The following is a 19,764-nucleotide window of genomic DNA, read 5'->3' as shown; positions in this document are numbered from 1 at the left end:
CCAACAGGCTGTGGTTTTTTATCCGTGCTTTGGTGGCCAGCCACCGAGTGCTCGCCAGCGGTTTACCATCCAGCAGAATAGCTCTGCAGTGCGCTCTGTGTCGTATAACGCACTATGTGCCTGGTGACCGTCGAATTCTATTTGCGCGGCTTTGCACGCTTTGGCAAGCACGGTTTGGCCCAAGGTTAATGCCGCTAAGGCGGCAGTATCAAAGGTGACAAACGGGTGAAATGGATTGCGCTTCAAGGCGTGACGTTCAGCTGCCGCCATCACAAAACCATGATCGAAGGTCGCATTATGCCCGACCAGCACACAGCGCTGACATCCGGCCGCTTTTTGAGCTTTGCGAATGATCTTGAACATTTGCTTAATCGCGTCTTGCTCCGCAATGGCACCGCGCAACGGATTGTCTGGGTCGATACCATGAAATTCGATCGCGCTTTGTTCAATGTTCGCCCCTTCGAACGGCTCCACATGGGCATGAAAGGTTTCTACCGGGTGCAATTCACCCGCCTGATTGAAATCCAGCATCACCGCTGCAATTTCGAGCAGGGCGTCGGTTTTTGCATTAAAGCCAGCCGTCTCAACGTCGATAACGACTGGTAAATAGCCACGAAATCGTTCTTTCATCAGCTCGTTTTGCGCCAACTCGGTGCTTTGGGTGTCGGTTTGTGAGGTGTCCGACTGAAGGCTTGATGAACTAGACTCTGGCATGCGATATCCGATTACTGAAAAATGAACATGTAGGCGCGCAAGTATGCCAGAAAGCGGGCTTAAATGCTAAAGCCGAAGCGATTTTGGTCGATAAGCTAACTAGAATAATGTGAAGGGGATGGAAGGCATGCAAAAAACTGTATTGAGTTGTCTGGTAGCGACTTGGTTAGGTGTATCCTTTAGCGCAAGCGCTGAAGTACGCCACTATGGCGCCGGGCTTGACAATTCACAGTGGCGAGTGAGTGAATACTCTCCGTTGCAATGCACGTTGGAGCACGCAATTCCGCGCTACGGCGATGTCCGTTTTCACGCCCATGCCAGCCGCGAAATGAATTTACGCATGGTGGTGAACATGCTGCGTTTGCCCGACACCTACGATATTGCTGCGATTAAATCGGTGGCACCTCATTGGCGTCCAGGCCAAGCATCGCGCGAGCTGGGCAACTTAGACATGTATCGTCAGTTCAACAGCGAAGTGGGTAAGACCATGGCGTGGACAATGTTGACTGAACTTGAGAAAGGCATGCAGCCGACTATTTATTATCGTGATTGGCATGACAGTCATGACGAAGTGGTGGTCAGCGTGTCGGCGGTCAATTTTCACAGTCGCTACGACGACTTTTTGGATTGTATAGCCCAGTTACTGCCCTATAGTTTTGAAGATATCTCGTTCACTGTTCTGCAATATCACGAGCGTACGGACGACCTAACCAACCCGTCAAAACGGCGTTTGATGCAAATTGGTGAATACTTGCGCCATGACCAAGACATTGAGCTGGTATTAGTCGATGCGCACACGGATTCTTACGGTCCATTTGAGGAAAATGAAACCCTGGCGATGCAACGGGCTGAGTCGGTGAAAGCTTTTCTGCTTGAAGCGGGTGTGAGTGAACATCAGATCCGAATTTCAGGGCATGGTGAGCGCCGTCACGTTGCTGCTAACGACACTGAGTTGGAACGCCAGCAAAACCGCCGGGTTGTGGTACAAATGCAGCGCCCGTTCAACCCGCGCCTGCTGAGCGCTCAGGCACCTTAAATCTCAATCTTATCTTTAAACTCGCAGAGATCTTCAATAATGCAGGAACCACAGCGTGGCTTACGCGCCACGCAAGTGTAACGCCCGTGCAAGATTAACCAGTGATGCACATCGACCTTAAATTCTGCCGGAACGACTTTTAGCAGCTTTTGCTCCACCTGATCGACATTTTTTCCCATGGCCAGTTTAGTGCGATTGGACACCCGAAAAATATGCGTGTCGACGGCTATCGTCGGCCAGCCAAAGGCTGTATTGAGCACTACATTCGCGGTCTTCCGCCCAACCCCGGGCAGCGCTTCTAATGCGTCGCGGTTCTCAGGTACTTCACCACCGTGTTGCTCGACCAATATGCGGCAGGTTTTAATCACGTTTTCGGCTTTAGTATTAAATAAGCCAATGGTTTTAATATAATCTTTCACCCCATCGACGCCTAACGCCAGCATATCTGCAGGGTTATTAGCGACGGCGAAAAGTGGGCCGGTCGCCTTATTCACACCTACGTCAGTGGCTTGGGCTGAGAGTAACACCGCAATCAGCAATTCAAAGGGATTACTAAAATTCAGCTCAGTTGTCGGGTTGGGGTTGTTATCCCGCAAACGACTTAAAATTTCATAGCGTTTTTGTTTATTCATAATCGGTAAAAATTCATAGTCGCTTTAGTTAGACGTCACTCGCGCGCGTGCTACTTTCTCAGCTAGCTGAGGTTGGGCTTTTAATTTGCGCTTATGATCGAACCAGTTTTTCGCTGCGATGATAAATCCCATACCTAAAAAGGCACCCGGTGGTAGTACCGCGAGTAGCAGCGGATAATCAACCGCGAACAGTTCAATACGTATATGGCTGGCCCAAGCACCAAGTAATAGATCGGCACCATCAAATAAGGTCCCTTGACCAATAATTTCGCGCATCGCACCTAATACCAGCAGCACGGCGGCAAAGCCTAAGCCCATCATAAAACCGTCAATGGCTGACAACTGCCAACCATTTTTTGACGCATAGGCTTCCGCACGCCCAATAATGGCGCAATTGGTGACGATTAATGGAATAAAGATCCCAAGTGCCATGAATAGCCCGTAAGTAAAGGCATTCATTAGCAGCTCCACTAAGGTCACGAAGGTCGCAATTACCATCACAAATACCGGAATACGCACTTCATTGGGTACGAAACCTCGCACCAAGGAGACTGTCACATTAGAGCCAACCAAGACCAAGAGGGTGGCTAAACCAAGACCAAGGGCGTTAGTGACGGTGCCGGTGACTGCTAATAACGGGCATAAACCTAATAATTGCACTAAGGCAGGGTTATTTTCCCATAAGCCATTACGCACTAAAGTGGGTACTTCTGTGTAGTCAACTTGACTTGTATCCGTTAGCTCAGTCGAACCTGGTGTTGAGTCGGCGGCAGTGTCGGCCGCTTGATTCAGTGCATCACTCATGCGGGATCTCCTTGGGCCTGGCAATTCGCGGGTGCAGCGAATAGCACGTCACGTTGTTGGTTGGCATAGCGTACGGTACGCTCAACCGCGTTGACCACGGCGCGAGGTGTAATAGTCGCCCCAGTAAATGCGTCAAACATACCACCGTCGCGGCGTACAGCCCAGCGCGGATCATTATCACCACGAACGACTTGACCGTCGAAACTTAAAATCCAGTCATCGCGGCGCAGCTCAATCTTGTCACCCAGACCTGGGGTTTCGCGATGGGCCAATACCCGCACACCTTGTACAACCCCTTGGGCATTGACAGCAACCAAGAGATGAATGTTGCCGCTGTAACCGTCTGGGGCGGTAGTGCGTAATGCCAGGGCATTATTGACGCCAGCTAAGCGGCTGCGATATACCGCTTGGGGCTGGCTTGAGCCCAAGGCGTCAGGTGCCGTGACTAAGGTGCAATCTGCATATAAATCATTGTCATGCTGCTGTGGCGGGATAAGCGCATTTAACGTGTTCAATAACTCGTTGCGCTGCTGTGCATCAATGCGATCGCGTGTGGCCCATTGGGTTGCCATGACTAACACAATGGCAGCTAAGGCAAATACCGCCAGAATGATGCCGTTACGCTGCATCTTTTCGCGTGCTTCTTGGCTCATCAATTGCCTCCCTTAGAAGAACTGCTTGCTTGCTTCGTGTCGCGACGAGCTGCTGAACCATGACCGTAGGTGGTCGGTTTGGTGTATTTATCAATAATAGGCACGCATAAATTAGCTAACAGCACCGCAAACGCAACCGCATCGGGGTAGCCGCCAAAACTACGAATTAAGTACACCAACAGTGCAATTAAAGCACCGTACACCAAGCGACCTCGGTTCGAAGTAGCCGCCGATACTGGGTCTGTCGCAATAAAGAAAGCGCCGAGCATAGTGGCACCGCTGAGCAGGTGAATATCAAGGCCAGGCAAGGTGTCGGGCGCGATCACGCTGCCTATGCCAGCGCAAAGGGCTAATGTTGCCAGAATGGATACTGGAATGTGCCATTGAATGACACGCTGTTGTAGCAGCACTAAGCCACCGGCCAAATAGGCAAGGTTAACCCACTGCCAGCCTAAACCTGCAATACCTGCAAATATAGGCGCCCGCAAACTCTCAGAGAGTGTCATGCCTTGGCTCAAGTCGCTGCGAATATGATCAAGGGGGGTCGCCATTACCACGGCGTCGAGCAGCGCACCTGTTTCCACCATTCGCAACTGTTCAACGCTATAGCCCGCGGTAGAATACTGAAACAGCATGATGTGTATGCTTTCCCATAAGCTTGGGTGGCTGCCCGCTAATTCAATCGGGGGTAACCAACTAGTCATCTGTACAGGGAACGAAATCAGCAACACAACGTAGCCGGCCATGGCGGGGTTGAAAAGGTTTTGGCCGACGCCACCGTACAGGTGTTTGACCACCACGATGGAAAAGGCGACACCGATCACAATGACCCACCAAGGCGCTAATGGCGGAATACTCACTGCTAACAACAAAGCCGTCACCAGCGCGGTGTTATCGCGCAAACCACCAAACGCACTGCGCTCGCGCGCTTGCAGGCAAAGCGCTTCAGCGGCATAGGCGGTCGCCACCGCTAGACCGATTTGTAATAGCACACCCCAACCAAAGAAGTACCACTGGGCGATAATGCCAGGGATCATGGCAAGGGCGACAATCCGCATTAACTGACTTGTGGTGCGGCGTTGGTGCGCATGGGGCGACGAGGCAATATAAAAACTCATCAATCATGTCCTCGTTCGGTCTTTTCACCACTGGGTGGTGTTAAGGTTGCATCTTCAGACGCTTCCGGCTTATTGCTAGGCTGCGCTTCCTGATTTTCACTTGCTGCGAGCGCAGCGGCTTGAGCTGCCTTTTTGGCTTTAGCACGGGCAATGGCTGCCTGAACTCTATCTTGCTTACTTAATTCAGCGGCTGGCGCCTCAGCCGGTGACGTTTGAGGCGCTTCAGCAGGCTCGGAATTCGGTGCAGCTTGGGCAGCTTTTTTGGCTTTAGCACGCGCAATTGCAGCCTGAATTTTATCTTGCTTACTAGCCTCGGCTGCAGGGGCTGCCTGGCCGGCTTTCTTGGCCTTCGCCCGCGCAATGGCGGCTTGAATCTTATCTTGCTTACTTTCACCTGCGTTGGTATTCGCTGTGTCAGGCACTGTATCAGCGGCGGCAGCAGCTGCTGCTTCGCGTTCGGCGACTGCTTTTTGGCGAGCTTCAGCGGCGCGTTGGTGTTTTTCTAAACGCTCTTGCTTTTCACGTTCTAAGCGTGCTTTGCGGGCTTCAAAACGCTCTTTTGCAATATCCGCTTTGTGCTTTTCAATATATTGTTCACGCATGTCAGCTTTCGCTTGGCGGTAATAATGCACGAGGGGAATTTCGCTCGGGCATACAAAAGCACAGGCCCCACATTCGATGCAGTCCGCTAAGTTATATTGGCGCAGGCCATCGTAATCATGGTCGCGGGCAAGCCAATACAGTTGTTGTGGTAACAACGAGGCGGGGCACACATCTGCACAGGCACCACAACGAATACAGGCCATTTCAGCACCAGCAGTCGGCAATTCCTTCTTTGCTGGCGCCAAAATACAATTGCTTCCTTTGACGATAGGCACATCTAAGCGGGGCAAGGTGAAGCCCATCATCGGGCCACCCATAATCACCTTGGCTTTGGGATAGGCGCGATAACCAGCAAAGGTAAGTAAGTCTTCCACGCTGCACCCAAGCGGCGCCCACACCGTACCAGGACGCTCCAGCGCTTCGCCGGTCAAGGTCACTACCCGTTCATGCAGTGGTTCACCAAACATCACCGCGCGATAGATGGCATACGCCGTACCGGTGTTTTGCATCAGTACGCCAATGTCTTTGGGTAACCCGTTGGCAGGCACTTGACGGCCTGTGAGAACCTGAATTAATTGGCGTTCACCACCTGAAGGATACACTGTCGGTACCGCGCGCACCTGAATGCTGGCGTCACCCTCACAGGCATCGCGCATGGCTTTGATGGCTTCAGGTTTGTTATCTTCAATCGCCACCAAAACCTGCTCAATGCCGCTGATATGCTGTAAAATTTTAATCCCACGCATGATACCAGCCGGGTGCTCACGCATTAAACGGTCGTCGGACACGATATACGGTTCACACTCAACGCCATTGATAATCAGGTAATCCAGTGGCTGACTATTAGCGAGTTTCTGCGCAGTAGGAAAGGCTGCACCGCCAAGCCCAGCAATACCACACTGGGCAATATGGGCGATGAGCTCCGCGCTGTCTAGCTGGGTATAATCGGCAATCGGGTGACGCTGACCCCAAGTGTCTTCGCCATCGGTGTCGAGAATCAAAGTGGTCACTGGTAACGCGGATGGGTGCGCGCTCGGGTGCTCGACGATAGCACTGACTCGCCCTGACGTTGGCGCGTGCACCGCTAAGCCGGCATTTGGGCCTGGTGCGGTTAATGCTTGGCCTTTAAGGACAGAGTCACCAACTTGCACGATGAGTTGACCAGGCTGACCAATATGTTGCTTCAATGGGATCCATAAGCGCTTTGGGATCGGCATTCTGGCAATTGGCGTCTGGTTGGCTAAATCTTTGCGCTGCGGCGGGTGAATGCCGCCCGGGAAGCGCCAAAGTTTGCCTGCGGCGATTTCAGCTTGATTACGCGCTAAATCGTCGGCATTGAAGTATGTAATAGCAGCGCGTTCGGTTTGGCTTGCAGAATGGCTCATGCTTTTACCTCCGTGGCTAAATCAGAGGTGTCTGATACCTCAACCACCGGAATTTGCTGCAAGTCCCATTTCCATCGCTCCGGGCCTTGTTGCACTGGCAACATGTCAATGCAGTCAACCGGGCAGGGCTCAACGCATAAATCGCAGCCGGTGCATTCATCGGCGATGACGGTGTGCATTTGTTTGGTCGCGCCGAGAATCGCATCCACGGGGCACGCTTGAATGCACTTTGTGCAGCCGATACATTCGTCTTCACGAATAAACGCAACTTTTTTGACGTCTTCAACGCCGTGTGCACCGTCCAAGGGTTTTGCTTCGCGGCCCAATAGGTCTGCGAGTTGATCAATGGTAGCTTGGCCACCCGGTGGGCATTTATTGATTTCGTCGCCGTTGGCTATGGCCTCGGCATAGGGGCGACACCCAGGGTAACCACATTGCCCACATTGGGTTTGCGGCAAAATGCTATCAATTTGCTCAACCACTGGGTCTTTTTCAACTTTAAAACGCACGGAAGCAAAGCCTAACAATACGCCAGACAACAGTGCCAGCACCGCCAGCGCGGCCATACCAATAAGAATTCCGCTGAGTACACTCATGACAACGACACCAAACCACTAAAGCCCATGAATGCGAGCGACATTAAACCAGCCGTAATCATGCCGATAGCTGCGCCGCGAAAGGGTAGCGGCACATCGGCAGCAGCGACGCGCTCGCGCAGGGCAGAAAATAACACTAAGACCAATGAAAAACCGAGCGCAGCACCAAAACCAAAGATAATTGACTGCATAAAACTGTGCAGCTCATTGACGTTCAGCAATGCCACCCCGAGCACCGCGCAGTTGGTGGTAATCAGCGGCAAGAAGATACCCAGTAAGCGATACAGGGTAGGGCTGGTTTTATGCACCACCATTTCAGTGAACTGTACGACTACGGCAATCACTAAGATAAAGCTTAAGGTGCGCAGTGCCATTAGATCAAAAGGTTGCAATATATACGTATTGACTAAATAGCTACTGACAGATGCTAAGGTAAGCACAAAGGTGGTAGCGGCAGACATACCGACTGCGGTTTCCAATTTATTCGACACGCCCATAAATGGGCAAAGCCCTAAAAATTGGACTAAAACAAAGTTATTCACCAACACCGTGGCGATAAGTAATACCAAATAATCAGTCATGAATTGCGTTGACTCTGCTTTGCGGTCTGGGTGGATTTCATCTCAATGTATATTATCGGGGTTTAAGCGGCGAGACACAACTATTAGGGCTGACTCTCGTCAAAGCCCCTTCATTTAGGCTATGATTGCGCTGGCAAGTAGTTAAAAAGACCCGCTGTGGGTATTTATTTACAGGAGAACCCATGACCAACATATTGAAAAGTATTCGTCGCTTTGACGAATTTACTTTTTATTGGTTGTTTCGGTTCACCCGTTGGTGGCGCGACAGCCGCCTGGCTATTTGGGTATCGCGTAGCGGCGATGGGCCTTACTATGCTGCGCTTGCTGGGGTTATGGTCGCAGTGGCGGTTGAAGGCAGTATGATTTTCCTGCAGCGCGCGTTAATCGGCTTTGCGATTGAATTACCGCTGTATTGGTGGTTAAAAAATACCTTAAGGCGGGCACGGCCAGCACTGGAGCGATTGTCATTTCGACCGGTGATTACCCCTGCCGACCGCTTTAGCTTTCCCTCGGGCCACGCAACTGCAGCGTTCTTATTTGCTGGCTTAGCCGCTGTGAGTTTCCCTGCCTATGCGTTGTTTTTCTACGTATGGGCAAGTCTGGTTGCTTTATCGCGCGTCGCATTAGGGGTGCACTTTCCATCGGATATTCTGGCTGGCGCGCTATTGGGTAGCCTGATTGCCTACTTTACTCTGCAGTTGCCGATAGGCTAGTTTGACGTAATTGAATTAACTGTCGGCGCAGGTTTTGGGTATGGTCATAGGCTTGATTCCCCAAATACACCAGTGCAGCAGAGCCGTCTAAATAAAATCCTACAAAACTATTGAAACCCCCCGTTTGGCCTGAATGCATTGCAAAGGTAGCGCCGTCATCATCGGTTTGCAAAATCCAGCCTAGCGCCTGTTCACAGCAATCGGCAATGCGTAATTGCGGGGTCATCATTTGTGTCATGGCAGCATCGTTGTCAGCTTGCAAGGTCATTAGATAGCGCACGTAGGCAACCATGTCAGGTAGGGTCGATACCACCGCACCGGCACCGGCTAGGGCATCAAATTGCCAGTGAGGCACTTGCTCACCACTGGCGTCATGGCCTTGGCTAAGGTCTGGCAAAGACAGACCTGTCAATGCCAAGGTGCTATTTCCCATATTTGCCGGGTTGAACACCCAAGTTTCAAATAAGCTATTTAAATCACTTTGAGCCGCAATTGCTAACGCCTCACCTAAGGCGCCGTAGGCGTAATTTGAGTAGCTGTAGTCAGGGATTTGCTGGTTTGATGACACTGGCGTCGCGGCTAAAATACTTTGCAACGCGGCGAGATCAAAATGAGCATAAGGATTGCGCGGATTCGCGGTAATAAACAGATTCGCTGGTAGTCTGGGTAAACCGCTGGTGTGGGTGGCCAGGCGCGCCAGCGTAATGCTGGGGTCGGCGCCCGTAAAGAAATGCGCCAATGGCGTGTCGAGGGCCACTTGTTCTGCGCTTACCAATTGCGCCAAAATAAGCGCCACCATAGGCTTAGTGACAGAACCAATCTCATATTGGACTTGCGCATCATGGTCACCAAAGTATTCGGTCTCAAGTTGCCATTGCTGCTCTCCTGTTGCAGTTAACTTAGCAAGGGCACCGCCATGCTGACCTAATTCTGGGCTACGATACTGTGCCACTGCGCTGTGGCCGTCTTCACGCTGTAAGCGCAGTTCGAACTCCCGACCTTGAGTAAAGGTCCCGGTGTAACCATCACGGTCATTTACCTGCTGGTAGTCGCCAACAAAACGAGCACCCAGTAATTGCGACTCAAAGCTAAGTTGCTCTGCGTTAATCTCAACTCGCGTAATCGGGATACCAAAACTTTGCTGTGCGGGGCTATCAAGGGTTGCGATGAATCCGGATGGCGCTATGGCTTGGGTGACCCGCGCGAGGTTCAGGCGCAAGGGAAGTGACTGTTGTCGGCTAATTTGCAGTTGACCGACATACTGCCCCTCGTAGCTAAGGCTGGCTAAGTCTTCAGCACTTAAACGTTGCAGGGTAAGTGGTATCGCCTCAGCACGCTCGCTACCTTGGCGAAACTGGCCGACTAACTGGCGTTGCTCGAACTTGGCATCAAAACGAAGGGACATGCCGGCATCGTACAGGCTTAGTGCCTCGTTGGAGAGCTCAAATTCAGTCGGAGCATGGTTGAATAAACCTTGGTTGGGACTATCGAACGTGACCTCGTCGCCTGCAATGCGCACCCCAAACACGAGCTGTGAATGCTCGGATAGTTGCAATACACCGCGGTAGTGACCGTCCGCATCAGCAAAACCAGGGATCGAAAAAGTCATTAGGTACATACTAGCAAACGCCAGATAATGGCGTAGAGATAGGATTTTCACGCAGCGTGCTCCATGCAAGGCTTAAGACGAAATAATTCGTTATAAGATAGCATGTGATGAGTGAAAGCTAAGTAGACTAGGCAGATATTTACGTAAGAGAATGTAACTTAAGTGGTGATGCTTTGGGATGAAGCTCGAAATGGCTCCCCAGGTTGGATTCGAACCAACGACACATGGATTAACAGTCCACCGCTCTAACCAACTGAGCTACTGGGGAATTACAGGGAAATGCGTTGAGGCTGAAAGATTGGCTCCCCAGGTTGGATTCGAACCAACGACACATGGATTAACAGTCCACCGCTCTAACCAACTGAGCTACTGGGGAACAGCCTTCAACGGGGCGAAATATTAATGGCGTTAAGCATAGGTGTCAACAATGAAAATCAGTTTTTTGCTGCCATTCAGCGCGTTTGCTGGAATTTTGCACGTGTTGGGCAAAAAATGTGTGTTAAAGGCGTAGAATGATAACTTTTTCGCTAAATGTAAAATCGTTCTATATCTTTTGTTATGGATTTAGGCGCCCGCTGTTATCCACAGATCGGCTGATCCTGCGGTACGTCAGCGATTGCGGATCTTATCCACTTTTTCTGTGGATAACTTTGTGGCTAACTCTGTGGGTGACAAGCGTTCACAGGGGCTGTAGCGGATTTGTAAAGCTGGTTAAATATTGGCACGATTTTTAAAAAAGCATGCAAATCAATTGGTTATGTCTTTGGTTCGGTTTTTAGGCAAGATGGGTGATTCCTGTACGATTTTGCACTGATCCCTTTTTAAGGCTGTGTATTTTTTTCACAGTCAAGCAATTTATGTGCAAAAGTGACCTTGAATTTTGCAATTTATCCGTTCTTATCATTTTCTTGAATGGCGATTTGAACAGTCACAACGACTTTGAATTGTCACATAATTTGTTAATACGCTATTTACAATTAAGCGCACTTAAAAGTCTTAAAACATACCTATATGATTGGATTAGGGAAATAAAAAACCCATTAGCACATACTAATGGGTTAAATAAGTAAGAATCTGTCAATCGAAGGTATTGATTTACAAGCCTTCCGCAAACTCACGAATGCGCGCGACCGCTTGCTCAAGTACCTCCATACTGGTGGCAAATGACAACCTGAAATAGCCGTCTGTACCAAACGCAGAACCTGGCACCAACGCCACGTTTGCTTCTTCCAATAAGCGTTCGCAAAGCTCGACGTCGGTTTTACATCCTGCTTTACGCATTAAGCCGGTCACATTTGGGAAGGTGTAAAACGTGCCTTGGCCCGGCAAGCATTGAATGCCTGGAATGGCATGTAACGCAGCAACTAAGTAGTCATGGCGGCGCTTAAACTCTGTCACCATAGTTTGAATGCAGCTTTGATCGCCCTCTAATGCTGCTAAAGCTGCATATTGAGACACGGCGGTCGGGTTCGAGGTACTTTGCGACTGCACTTTCTTCATTGCCGCAATAATTTGCTTAGGACCTGCCGCATACCCGATACGCCAGCCAGTCATCGCATAGGCCTTTGACACACCGGATAAAATCACGCTGCGATTTTTTAAATCTGGGGCAGCCATCACAATATTGGCGAATGGCGCATCGGTCCAAAGAATATGCTCGTACATGTCGTCGGTGGCAATCAGGATGTCCGGGAATTCACGTAACACCTCAGCCAACGCAGCCAACTCGTCATGACTGTATGCCATACCGGTTGGGTTGGACGGGCTATTCAAGAACAACAGCCGGGTTTTCGGGGTAATGGCCGCGCGTAGTTGTTCAGGCGTGATTTTGTATTCTTGCTCAATGGTGGCTTGCACTACCACTGGCTTTGCACCCACTAATAAAGTCATATCAGGGTAAGACACCCAGTAGGGTGCTGGGATAATGACTTCATCGCCTTCGTTTAACCAAGCGGTCAGCAGATTAAAAATGCTATGTTTGCCGCCCGCAGAAATGAGTACTTGGTCAGGGCTATATTCGAGCTGATTGTCACGCTTAAATTTGGCGCACACCGCCTGCTTGAGTTCACTAATGCCATCTACTGCCGTGTAGCGTGTGTGCCCGTCGTCAATGGCTTTCTTAGCCGCATCACGGATAAATTCAGGGGTATCAAAGTCGGGCTCACCTACACCCAAACCAATGACATCCTTACCTTGGGCTTTCAATTCAGCGGCTTTTTGGCTTACAGCCAGAGTAGGGGAAGGTTTAATCGCGTTAACACGACGGGACAGTTTGTAATCCACCAGAGCACCTTTAGTCGAGTAATGAGTTGAGAAGTCGAACAGCATCATGTAAGGGGTTTACAACGGGGTGGCGCTCATAGCGCCTTGCGCTGCATTGTTATAGTAAGGCTCGTCGGTAGTAATGTCCAGCCACGCTGTTCAGGTCTGCGGAGCCAGTTGTGGTGTTGCCAACACGTATCAAGGCGGCGCGCATAACAGGGTGCGACATGGCGGTTTGGGCGTAAATTGGTTATTATAGTGCTTCATTCTCGCGCCATCCCATGCCTTGCACTCACCAGGAGTCGTATGAGTCAGCCCGCAAAAAAAAGTGCATTGCTTCATCAGCCGATAGCCAAAACCTTATGGCAAATGACGTGGCCAATGATTTTCGGGGTTGCCACCTTAATCAGTTTCAACGTCGTCGACACCTTCTTTATCAGTTTATTAGGCACGCAAGAATTAGCCGCTGTTGGTTTTACATTTCCGGTCACTTTCACTGTGATAAGTTTGTCGATAGGTCTGGGCATTGGCACCTCAGCGGTCATTGCACGGTTGCTGGGGCAAGATAACCACCAACAAGCGCGTTATGCCGGGTCATCGGCGTTATACTTAGCTGCTGCCATGGTGGCGGCATTGGCGTTGGTCGGATGGTTGCTGGCAACACCGATTTTCCGCTTGCTTGGAGCCAGTGACGAATTAATGCCACTGATCATGGGCTATATGAACATTTGGTTCATAGGCGCGCCGTTGCTGGTGATGCCGATGGTTGGTAACAGTATTCTACGCGCCTCTGGCGATACCAAAACGCCGTCGATGATTATGACCCTTGGTGGGCTGCTAAACGCGGTGTTCGACCCGATTTTGATTTTTGGTTGGGGGCCAATACCAGCCATGGGCATTGAAGGCGCGGCGTTGGCTAGCTTATTGTCTTGGGTGATAGGTTTTGGCCTGATTATCTGGTGGTTAATCGTCAAGCGTCGGTTAATCGACCCACGTCCGCCGTCATGGTCGGTGTTCGTTCAGTCCGCGCGAAAACTGTTAGTGATTGGTTTACCCGCGGCAGGCGCAAATATGTTAACGCCGTTGTCGATGGCGATTATGACCGCCATTGTAGCGACTTATGGTGCCACTGCGGTGGCAGGTTTTGGCGCTGGTATCCGCCTCGAATCCCTTGCCAGTATTGTCATATTGGCGCTGTCGATGAGCTTGCCGCCATTGATTAGCCAGAACTTTGGGGCGGGGCGCATGGACCGTGTGCGTGAAGCCTACCGCACCGCATTATTTGCCGTCCTTGGCATTCAAGCGCTGGTGTATGTGGCTTTAGTGATTAGTTTGCCGCTTATTCAACATGCGTTTGCCCGCGAAGACGAGGTCGCGCAAGTATTGGCATGGTTTATTTGGCTAATGCCCCTTGGCTACGGCGTACAGGGTTGGGTGATTCTAACCAACTCGTCGATGAATGCCCTGCATATGCCGTTGCGTGCGCTAAGCTTAAGTATTGTGCGCTTATTTATCTTTTTTGTGCCAATTTCATACCTTGGAAGCGTCCTGGCGGGTTTGCCGGGGCTTTTCGCTGGTGGCGTGATCGCAAATATAGTCACTGCCGTTATTGCTTATCGATGGTTTATGAAAATCCTGGCGCAGCAGCCTTCAGTTGAGGAATCTCATGGCACGTAAATTCGAATTGGTTTCAGATTACCAGCCTGCAGGGGATCAGCCCCACGCTATCGAAAAACTGGTCGAAAATATTGACGCAGGGCTAGCACATCAAACCCTGCTCGGCGTGACCGGTTCGGGTAAGACGTTTACCATGGCCAATGTGATAGCTCAAACGGGGCGGCCGACGCTTATTTTAGCCCATAACAAAACTCTGGCGGCGCAGCTTTATGGCGAAATGAAAGAATTTTTCCCGAATAATGCGGTGGAATATTTTGTCTCTTATTACGATTACTACCAACCTGAAGCCTACGTGCCAACCACCGATACCTTTATTGAAAAAGATGCGTCAGTGAATGACCACATTGAACAAATGCGTTTGTCAGCCACGAAAGCGTTGATGGAGCGCCGCGATGTGGTATTGATAGCGTCGGTGTCGGCGATTTATGGTTTGGGTGACCCGGAATCGTATATGAAGATGATGCTGCACTTGCGTCGTGGCGACATTGTCGACCAGCGTGAGATGCTGCGCACACTCGCAACCTTGCAATACACCCGCAATGACCAAGCTTTCGAACGTGGCACCTATCGGGTGCGGGGAGAAGTGATTGATATTTTCCCTGCTGAATCCGATGAGGCAGCGGTGCGGGTGGAAATGTTTGACGACGAGATTGAGCGCATTAGCCTGTTTGAGCCACTCACCGGCCAAGTGTTACAAGCCGATATTGCGCGTTTCACCGTCTACCCAAAGACGCACTATGTGACCCCGCGAGAAAAAATTATTGAAGCGATTGACCATATCAAGGAAGAGCTTAAGCAACGCCGTGAGCAATTCTTTAGTGACAATAAGTTAATTGAAGAGCAACGCATTCGCGAACGCACCCAGTTTGATATCGAAATGATGCTCGAGTTGGGTTATTGCTCTGGTATCGAAAACTATTCGCGCTACCTTTCAGGTCGTGCCCCTGGCGAGCCACCTCCGACCTTGATGGATTATTTGCCGGATAATGCATTATTGATTATCGACGAGTCCCACGTCACGGTATCTCAGGTTGGCGCCATGTATAAAGGGGACCGTTCGCGTAAAGAAAACTTGGTCGGCTATGGCTTTCGATTGCCGTCAGCACTGGACAATAGACCCCTCAAGTTTGATGAATTTGAAGCCATCGCACCGCAAACGATTTATGTATCGGCGACGCCGGGTAATTATGAGTTGGAGCGCAGTGCTGGCGAGGTCGTCGAACAGGTAGTGCGTCCGACTGGATTGTTAGACCCTGTCATAGAAATTCGTCCGGTCGGCACTCAGGTGGACGATTTAATGTCGGAAATCAGGGCGCGTACCGAAGTCGGTGAACGTGTACTTGCGACCACGTTAACCAAGAAAATGGCCGAAGATCTCACTGACTACCTGGACGAGCACGGTATTCGCGTGCGCTATTTGCATTCAGACATCGATACGGTGGAACGGATGGAGATTATCCGTGATTTACGCTTAGGTGAGTTCGACTGCTTAGTCGGGATTAACTTATTGCGTGAAGGTTTGGATATGCCTGAGGTGTCGCTGGTGGCGATTTTGGATGCCGATAAAGAAGGCTTTTTGCGTGCTGAGCGCTCGCTCATTCAGACCATTGGCCGCGCTGCGCGCAATATTAATGGTCGCGCTATTCTATACGCTGACCGTATCACTGGCTCAATGCAACGGGCGATTGATGAAACGGAACGTCGCCGCGCGAAGCAAATTGCGTTCAATGAGGCCAATGGCATCACGCCGCAAGGCTTGAATAAGAAAATCACCGATGTGATGGATTTAGGCGGTGGCGCGGCGCGTAAGCGTAAGAAAGAAGTTGAACGCCTGAAAAAAGATAAACCTGTATATCGCAACAGCAAGGACATTTTGAAAGCGATTGCGGCACAAGAAAAAGCGATGTACAAAGCGGCTCAAGATCTTGAGTTCGAAAAAGCGGCATCCATCCGCGATGAGCTGCATGAACTGCGCGAACAGCTTAAAGAATATGGTTAATAGCGTTTATTTGTGCAGTTTGCGCAATTATCCAGCACTCGCGCTTTTTAGCGGAAATTTATAGTTGACAGCTTTTCGAAGCGCCCTATAATAGCGCCCCGCAGTCCAGCGAAATATGGGTGGTTAGCTCAGCTGGGAGAGCATCGCCCTTACAAGGCGAGGGTCACTGGTTCGAGCCCAGTACCACCCACCATTTTGTGGCTGCAATCGTGATATTCTAATGCTATCGTAGCAAGCGTGTCACACCAGAAATGCTGAGAAACACCAAGATGGGTGGTTAGCTCAGCTGGGAGAGCATCGCCCTTACAAGGCGAGGGTCACTGGTTCGAGCCCAGTACCACCCACCAGCATTTCACTTGCCTACAAATTTTGTACGCACTAAATTCCCTGGCATAACCCCTTGTTATGCTATGACCTTAAGGTCAACCACGTTGGGTGGTTAGCTCAGTTGGGAGAGCATCGCCCTTACAAGGCGAGGGTCACTGGTTCGAGCCCAGTACCACCCACCAATCTTTTGCTTCTGCATGTAAATTCCAATTGTCTTTATTAATTGCTCATATCTGCGTTTGTTGCGCTAATTTTCGTTGCGTTTAAACAGGTGTGGAATGTGAACACAAAATAATTGCAAACAAAACACAAGTGATATTGATTCTCATTTTTATATCTGTATTATAGTCCCTGAAGCAACATGAACTGACTCCCTGGTCTTTTCTGTGCGAGTGTTGTTTCAGTTTGAAGAGTAAGCATCTACACGATGCGGGAAGTTCGGCCAGCTCCTTGTGCGAGGGCTGGCCTTTTTTTTGTGAAGTTTGAAAAAAGTGAAGACGAATAGCTCAGTCCGGAGTGCGACACTATGCCGCCTGCTGTTTAAGGGACAATTTGGGTAGACTGTTAGCATAAACATAATTATCTTCTCATGCTTCAAGGAATTCTCTCCATGCCCGCCACTCTCTCTCATTTATCTGTGTTTATAGCCCTCGCAACGGTTAATACAGGCGAGCTAAGCGACCGTGAAGTGCTTAAGACCAAAGAGAGTGAATCAACGAGCTCTATTGAACGCATCCAAGTAACCGGTGAATTAATGAGTTCGCCTGGTGTGGTGGAATTGTCAACAAAACGGATCCGTCAACCGATGCCAGCGCAGGATGGCGCGGACTTTCTTCGTTCCATTACAGGTTTTCATACGGTGCGAAAGGGAGGCGCCAGTGGTGATCCCGTATTTCGGGGTATGAGCGGCTCACGCTTGACTATTTTGACTGATGGGGCGTTCACTCTGGGTGGTTGCCCAAGCCGAATGGATCCCCCAACTGCCTATATTACACCTCAAGCCTTTGATTTCGTGACCGTCATTAAAGGGCCTCAGGACGTTACCCATGGTCCCATGACCGCGGTTTTTTTAATACCGCAGTGAATCTTGCTCGCAGCGACGACTATCAAGATGGTAATGGCAATCGTGTACACTCCGCTTATGAACACTGGAACACCTCGTTACAAACTGGTTGGACCCCAAGTGAGCAACACCGTGTGAACGTTAGTCTTGGGCTTAGCGATGGCGAGGCGGCGTACGCTGATAGAGGTATGGATGGTAGCCGATTTCGACGTGAAAGTACGGCCTTGGGGTATCGTGGTACTGATTTAACCGACTGGCTGCAGCAAGTAGAGGCACAGTATTTTTATAATTACGTCGACCACGTGATGGATAATTTCAGTTTACGCCAATTTACGCCGGGTATGATGATGAACCCCGCTGCGAGTAATCCGGACCGACGAACCCACGGCGGTCGGATTCGTAGTCGCTTGGCGTTGAGTGACGCGGTTGAACTGGAGCTTGGTATTGATGGGCAAAGTAATACACATCGTGCACGAATGAGTATGAACCAGTCGCTCATGCCCGTTCAGGAAATGGCGCGTCGGACTGATGCGCAAATGTCTCAATGGGGTAGTTTTGGTCAGCTTCGTTATACCTTAACAGAGCAGTACGCGGTCATTGGCGGTGTGCGTGCCGACCGTTGGCAGGCCAAAGACTTACGTACGACGATGACAGCCACTATCGATCGCGAGCAGTCTCAAGCGAGCACACGCCGTCAGACATTATGGGGGCGTGAGCTGCAGACCAGTATCAGCGTGTTTTACGCCGATATCAGTGATTATATTTTACTGCAAGCGGGCACGCACGATCAGCCCGATCTTGTGCGCAACGTAGATGTTCATCATTTTGGTTTGGAGTTGGATAACCAGTATGACTTTAATTTGCATTGGCAGGGACAAGCAAGCTTGGCATATAGCAAAGGCGTCAACCGGAGTGATGATGGACCTTTGGCTCAACAGCCACCGCTTGAGCTTAAACTCGGGTTAAACTGGCGTTACCAATCGTTGCAAGTGGGCGGTCTATTGCGAACAGCCGCTCGTCAACATCGGGTTGCGCTCAACCAAGGGACCATAGCGGGTGTCGACACTGGGCCCACTGCCGGATTTACAACGGTTTCGATCAATGCCAGCTGGCAGCAGTTCAATGGCATGCATTGGAGCTTTGGTATCGATAACGTGTTTGACAAAGCCTATGCTGAGCATTTAAACCGTGGCGGTGTTATGATTTCAGGATACCTTCCGCAGACACAGATTATGGAACCCGGTCGAACGCTGTGGGCAAATTGGACTTATCAGTGGTAGTGCATGCAACAAGCAACTAAAACAGCCAACCTTTATTTAAGCACGTTATTAGCCGGTACCAGTGCGTGGCTATTGCTTATGGCGATACTGACTCATGTGCAGGTAACTTGGGCGATGGCGGATATGTACCAGCAATTAGCCAGTTCTGGTCTGGATGTCAGCTGGCGTTGGTGGTTGCTATTTGGGCTAAGCTTGACGCTTTTAATTACCTTAATATTACTGGGGCGCGTGGGTCACTCGGGCAGCGCCGATGACCGTGTGTTCTTTGGTTTGCTGTACGATGAGCTTGAGGAGTCGCATCCACAAGATGAGGCAGTGCGAGCGCTGGCTCCTCCCATTCAGCAGGTCAGGGTATTGCTTGATGATTTGCGCGCCGTCGCAAGTCAAATTCAGACGCAGCAGCAACAAGCGATTGAATTGGATGGTTTGCATCGGCAGTTGCAACAACAGGTTAGCCTTAGTGCGTGAATTGCAGGGCGATAACACGTCTGCCGTAAGCATGCCGGAGCAGCTGATCAGTGTGGATGCACTGGAGTGGGAGCTTATTCATCAAACCCTTGCGGCACACGACAACAACATTTCGGCGACGGCACGGGCGCTGAATATGCACCGGCGCACGTTGCAACGAAAGCTGCAGAAAAAGCGCCCTCAATAAATGCGCTTGGCGCACCTCCTACTTTAGGAGGATGGCAAAATCATCCTTTCGCCCAGT

The 19,764-nt window shown here is 50.5% G+C and carries 18 protein-coding genes and 5 tRNA genes; 11 read left to right on the top strand and 12 right to left on the bottom strand.

The genetic code is table 11. From position 1 onward, the window contains the following. Positions 1–18 precede the first annotated feature (18 nt). Complete coding sequence (gene rnt / locus CWE07_RS02130; protein ID WP_181452249.1) at positions 19–630, bottom strand: ribonuclease T; 612 nt, start codon at positions 628–630, stop codon at positions 19–21. A 211-nt stretch (positions 631–841) separates the two neighbouring features. On the opposite strand from rnt, the gene CWE07_RS02125 reads away from it, so the two are divergent. Then, positions 842–1,750 (top strand): flagellar protein MotY, encoded by a 909-nt coding sequence (locus CWE07_RS02125; protein WP_241973992.1) that lies wholly within the window; start codon positions 842–844, stop codon positions 1,748–1,750. Here CWE07_RS02125 and nth read toward each other — a convergent pair. From nth to rsxA, 7 genes are read right to left on the bottom strand one after another with little or no spacing between them, the layout of a single operon-like run. Next, entirely contained in the window at positions 1,747–2,382 is a 636-nt protein-coding gene (gene nth / locus CWE07_RS02120; protein ID WP_111568269.1) for an endonuclease III, read from the bottom strand. The two genes, CWE07_RS02125 and nth, sit on opposite strands and share 4 nt — an antisense overlap. A 24-nt stretch (positions 2,383–2,406) precedes the next feature. Continuing rightward, entirely contained in the window at positions 2,407–3,186 is a 780-nt protein-coding gene (locus CWE07_RS02115) for an electron transport complex subunit E (RefSeq protein ID WP_111568268.1), read from the bottom strand. After that, the gene (rsxG, locus tag CWE07_RS02110) at positions 3,183–3,839 is read right to left on the bottom strand and encodes an electron transport complex subunit RsxG (protein WP_181452245.1); all 657 of its coding nucleotides are present in this window, start codon (positions 3,837–3,839) and stop codon (positions 3,183–3,185) included. Before rsxG ends, CWE07_RS02115 begins: the two co-directional genes overlap by 4 nt. After that, a complete protein-coding gene (rsxD, locus tag CWE07_RS02105) occupies positions 3,839–4,957 on the bottom strand; it encodes an electron transport complex subunit RsxD (protein ID WP_111568267.1) in 1,119 nt (372 codons plus the stop codon). Before rsxD ends, rsxG begins: the two co-directional genes overlap by 1 nt. Next, positions 4,957–6,945, bottom strand: a complete 1,989-nt coding sequence (gene rsxC / locus CWE07_RS02100) for an electron transport complex subunit RsxC (RefSeq protein ID WP_111568266.1) — start codon at positions 6,943–6,945, stop codon at positions 4,957–4,959. Before rsxC ends, rsxD begins: the two co-directional genes overlap by 1 nt. Further along, positions 6,942–7,541 (bottom strand): electron transport complex subunit RsxB, encoded by a 600-nt coding sequence (gene rsxB, locus CWE07_RS02095; protein WP_111568265.1) that lies wholly within the window; start codon positions 7,539–7,541, stop codon positions 6,942–6,944. The genes rsxC and rsxB overlap by 4 nt, the downstream gene beginning before the upstream one ends. Next, positions 7,538–8,122 carry an electron transport complex subunit RsxA gene (gene rsxA / locus CWE07_RS02090; RefSeq protein WP_111568264.1) on the bottom strand — a complete coding sequence of 195 codons (585 nt, stop codon included), beginning with the start codon at positions 8,120–8,122 and terminating at the stop codon, positions 7,538–7,540. The genes rsxB and rsxA overlap by 4 nt, the downstream gene beginning before the upstream one ends. A 182-nt stretch (positions 8,123–8,304) precedes the next feature. Between rsxA and CWE07_RS02085 the strand changes: the two genes are divergently transcribed. Beyond that, positions 8,305–8,835 (top strand): phosphatase PAP2 family protein, encoded by a 531-nt coding sequence (locus CWE07_RS02085; protein ID WP_111568263.1) that lies wholly within the window; start codon positions 8,305–8,307, stop codon positions 8,833–8,835. Here CWE07_RS02085 and CWE07_RS02080 read toward each other — a convergent pair. The 4 genes from CWE07_RS02080 to CWE07_RS02065 all read right to left on the bottom strand — a co-directional run bounded on the left by CWE07_RS02080 (position 8,810) and on the right by CWE07_RS02065 (position 12,727). Continuing rightward, positions 8,810–10,444 carry a serine hydrolase domain-containing protein gene (locus tag CWE07_RS02080; protein WP_157983199.1) on the bottom strand — a complete coding sequence of 545 codons (1,635 nt, stop codon included), beginning with the start codon at positions 10,442–10,444 and terminating at the stop codon, positions 8,810–8,812. The two genes, CWE07_RS02085 and CWE07_RS02080, sit on opposite strands and share 26 nt — an antisense overlap. A gap of 191 nt (positions 10,445–10,635) precedes the next feature. Then, positions 10,636–10,712: transfer RNA gene (locus tag CWE07_RS02075), tRNA-Asn, on the bottom strand. Positions 10,713–10,743: 31 nt separating this feature from the next. Beyond that, positions 10,744–10,820 (bottom strand) — tRNA-Asn (locus CWE07_RS02070). 719 nt (positions 10,821–11,539) lie between these two features. Then, complete coding sequence (locus CWE07_RS02065) at positions 11,540–12,727, bottom strand: pyridoxal phosphate-dependent aminotransferase (protein ID WP_111568370.1); 1,188 nt, start codon at positions 12,725–12,727, stop codon at positions 11,540–11,542. Positions 12,728–13,012: 285 nt separating this feature from the next. Between CWE07_RS02065 and CWE07_RS02060 the strand changes: the two genes are divergently transcribed. The 9 genes from CWE07_RS02060 (at position 13,013) to CWE07_RS14460 (ending at position 19,707) form a co-directional block, all read left to right on the top strand. After that, positions 13,013–14,383, top strand: a complete 1,371-nt coding sequence (locus CWE07_RS02060) for an MATE family efflux transporter (protein WP_111568261.1) — start codon at positions 13,013–13,015, stop codon at positions 14,381–14,383. Continuing rightward, complete coding sequence (gene uvrB / locus CWE07_RS02055; protein ID WP_111568260.1) at positions 14,373–16,382, top strand: excinuclease ABC subunit UvrB; 2,010 nt, start codon at positions 14,373–14,375, stop codon at positions 16,380–16,382. Before CWE07_RS02060 ends, uvrB begins: the two co-directional genes overlap by 11 nt. A gap of 117 nt (positions 16,383–16,499) precedes the next feature. Continuing rightward, positions 16,500–16,575, top strand: a tRNA-Val gene (locus tag CWE07_RS02050). 78 nt (positions 16,576–16,653) lie between these two features. Next, positions 16,654–16,729 (top strand) — tRNA-Val (locus CWE07_RS02045). 86 nt (positions 16,730–16,815) lie between these two features. Further along, positions 16,816–16,891: transfer RNA gene (locus CWE07_RS02040), tRNA-Val, on the top strand. Positions 16,892–17,319: 428 nt separating this feature from the next. Beyond that, the gene (locus tag CWE07_RS02035; protein WP_157983198.1) at positions 17,320–17,793 is read left to right on the top strand and encodes a TonB-dependent receptor plug domain-containing protein; all 474 of its coding nucleotides are present in this window, start codon (positions 17,320–17,322) and stop codon (positions 17,791–17,793) included. Beyond that, the gene (locus CWE07_RS02030) at positions 17,790–19,052 is read left to right on the top strand and encodes a TonB-dependent receptor domain-containing protein (RefSeq protein ID WP_111568258.1); all 1,263 of its coding nucleotides are present in this window, start codon (positions 17,790–17,792) and stop codon (positions 19,050–19,052) included. The genes CWE07_RS02035 and CWE07_RS02030 overlap by 4 nt, the downstream gene beginning before the upstream one ends. Before the next feature lie 3 nt (positions 19,053–19,055). After that, the gene (locus CWE07_RS14465) at positions 19,056–19,520 is read left to right on the top strand and encodes a hypothetical protein (RefSeq protein ID WP_241973990.1); all 465 of its coding nucleotides are present in this window, start codon (positions 19,056–19,058) and stop codon (positions 19,518–19,520) included. Then, entirely contained in the window at positions 19,513–19,707 is a 195-nt protein-coding gene (locus CWE07_RS14460; RefSeq protein WP_425320744.1) for a helix-turn-helix domain-containing protein, read from the top strand. Before CWE07_RS14465 ends, CWE07_RS14460 begins: the two co-directional genes overlap by 8 nt. The last annotated feature ends 57 nt before the right edge of the window (positions 19,708–19,764 follow it).

Origin of the sequence: Aliidiomarina maris (assembly GCF_003987335.1) — a bacterium.
In the GTDB taxonomy this organism is placed as follows: Bacteria; Pseudomonadota; Gammaproteobacteria; order Enterobacterales; family Alteromonadaceae; genus Aliidiomarina; species Aliidiomarina maris.
Note: the sequence above shows the minus strand (reverse complement) of the source record. Positions and strands in the feature narration are given on the sequence as shown.

Bases quoted from the DNA above. Each gene is read 5' to 3' on its own strand.
- rnt (WP_181452249.1), bottom strand. From the start codon at position 630: ATGAAAGAACGATTTCGTGGCTATTTACCAGTCGTTATCGACGTTGAG.
- CWE07_RS02125 (WP_241973992.1), top strand. From the start codon at position 842: ATGCAAAAAACTGTATTGAGTTGTCTGGTAGCGACTTGGTTAGGTGTA.
- nth (WP_111568269.1), bottom strand. From the start codon at position 2,382: ATGAATAAACAAAAACGCTATGAAATTTTAAGTCGTTTGCGGGATAAC.
- CWE07_RS02115 (WP_111568268.1), bottom strand. From the start codon at position 3,186: ATGAGTGATGCACTGAATCAAGCGGCCGACACTGCCGCCGACTCAACA.
- rsxG (WP_181452245.1), bottom strand. From the start codon at position 3,839: ATGAGCCAAGAAGCACGCGAAAAGATGCAGCGTAACGGCATCATTCTG.
- rsxD (WP_111568267.1), bottom strand. From the start codon at position 4,957: ATGAGTTTTTATATTGCCTCGTCGCCCCATGCGCACCAACGCCGCACC.
- rsxC (WP_111568266.1), bottom strand. From the start codon at position 6,945: ATGAGCCATTCTGCAAGCCAAACCGAACGCGCTGCTATTACATACTTC.
- rsxB (WP_111568265.1), bottom strand. From the start codon at position 7,541: ATGAGTGTACTCAGCGGAATTCTTATTGGTATGGCCGCGCTGGCGGTG.
- rsxA (WP_111568264.1), bottom strand. From the start codon at position 8,122: ATGACTGATTATTTGGTATTACTTATCGCCACGGTGTTGGTGAATAAC.
- CWE07_RS02085 (WP_111568263.1), top strand. From the start codon at position 8,305: ATGACCAACATATTGAAAAGTATTCGTCGCTTTGACGAATTTACTTTT.
- CWE07_RS02080 (WP_157983199.1), bottom strand. From the start codon at position 10,444: ATGACTTTTTCGATCCCTGGTTTTGCTGATGCGGACGGTCACTACCGC.
- CWE07_RS02060 (WP_111568261.1), top strand. From the start codon at position 13,013: ATGAGTCAGCCCGCAAAAAAAAGTGCATTGCTTCATCAGCCGATAGCC.
- uvrB (WP_111568260.1), top strand. From the start codon at position 14,373: ATGGCACGTAAATTCGAATTGGTTTCAGATTACCAGCCTGCAGGGGAT.
- CWE07_RS02035 (WP_157983198.1), top strand. From the start codon at position 17,320: ATGCCCGCCACTCTCTCTCATTTATCTGTGTTTATAGCCCTCGCAACG.
- CWE07_RS14465 (WP_241973990.1), top strand. From the start codon at position 19,056: ATGCAACAAGCAACTAAAACAGCCAACCTTTATTTAAGCACGTTATTA.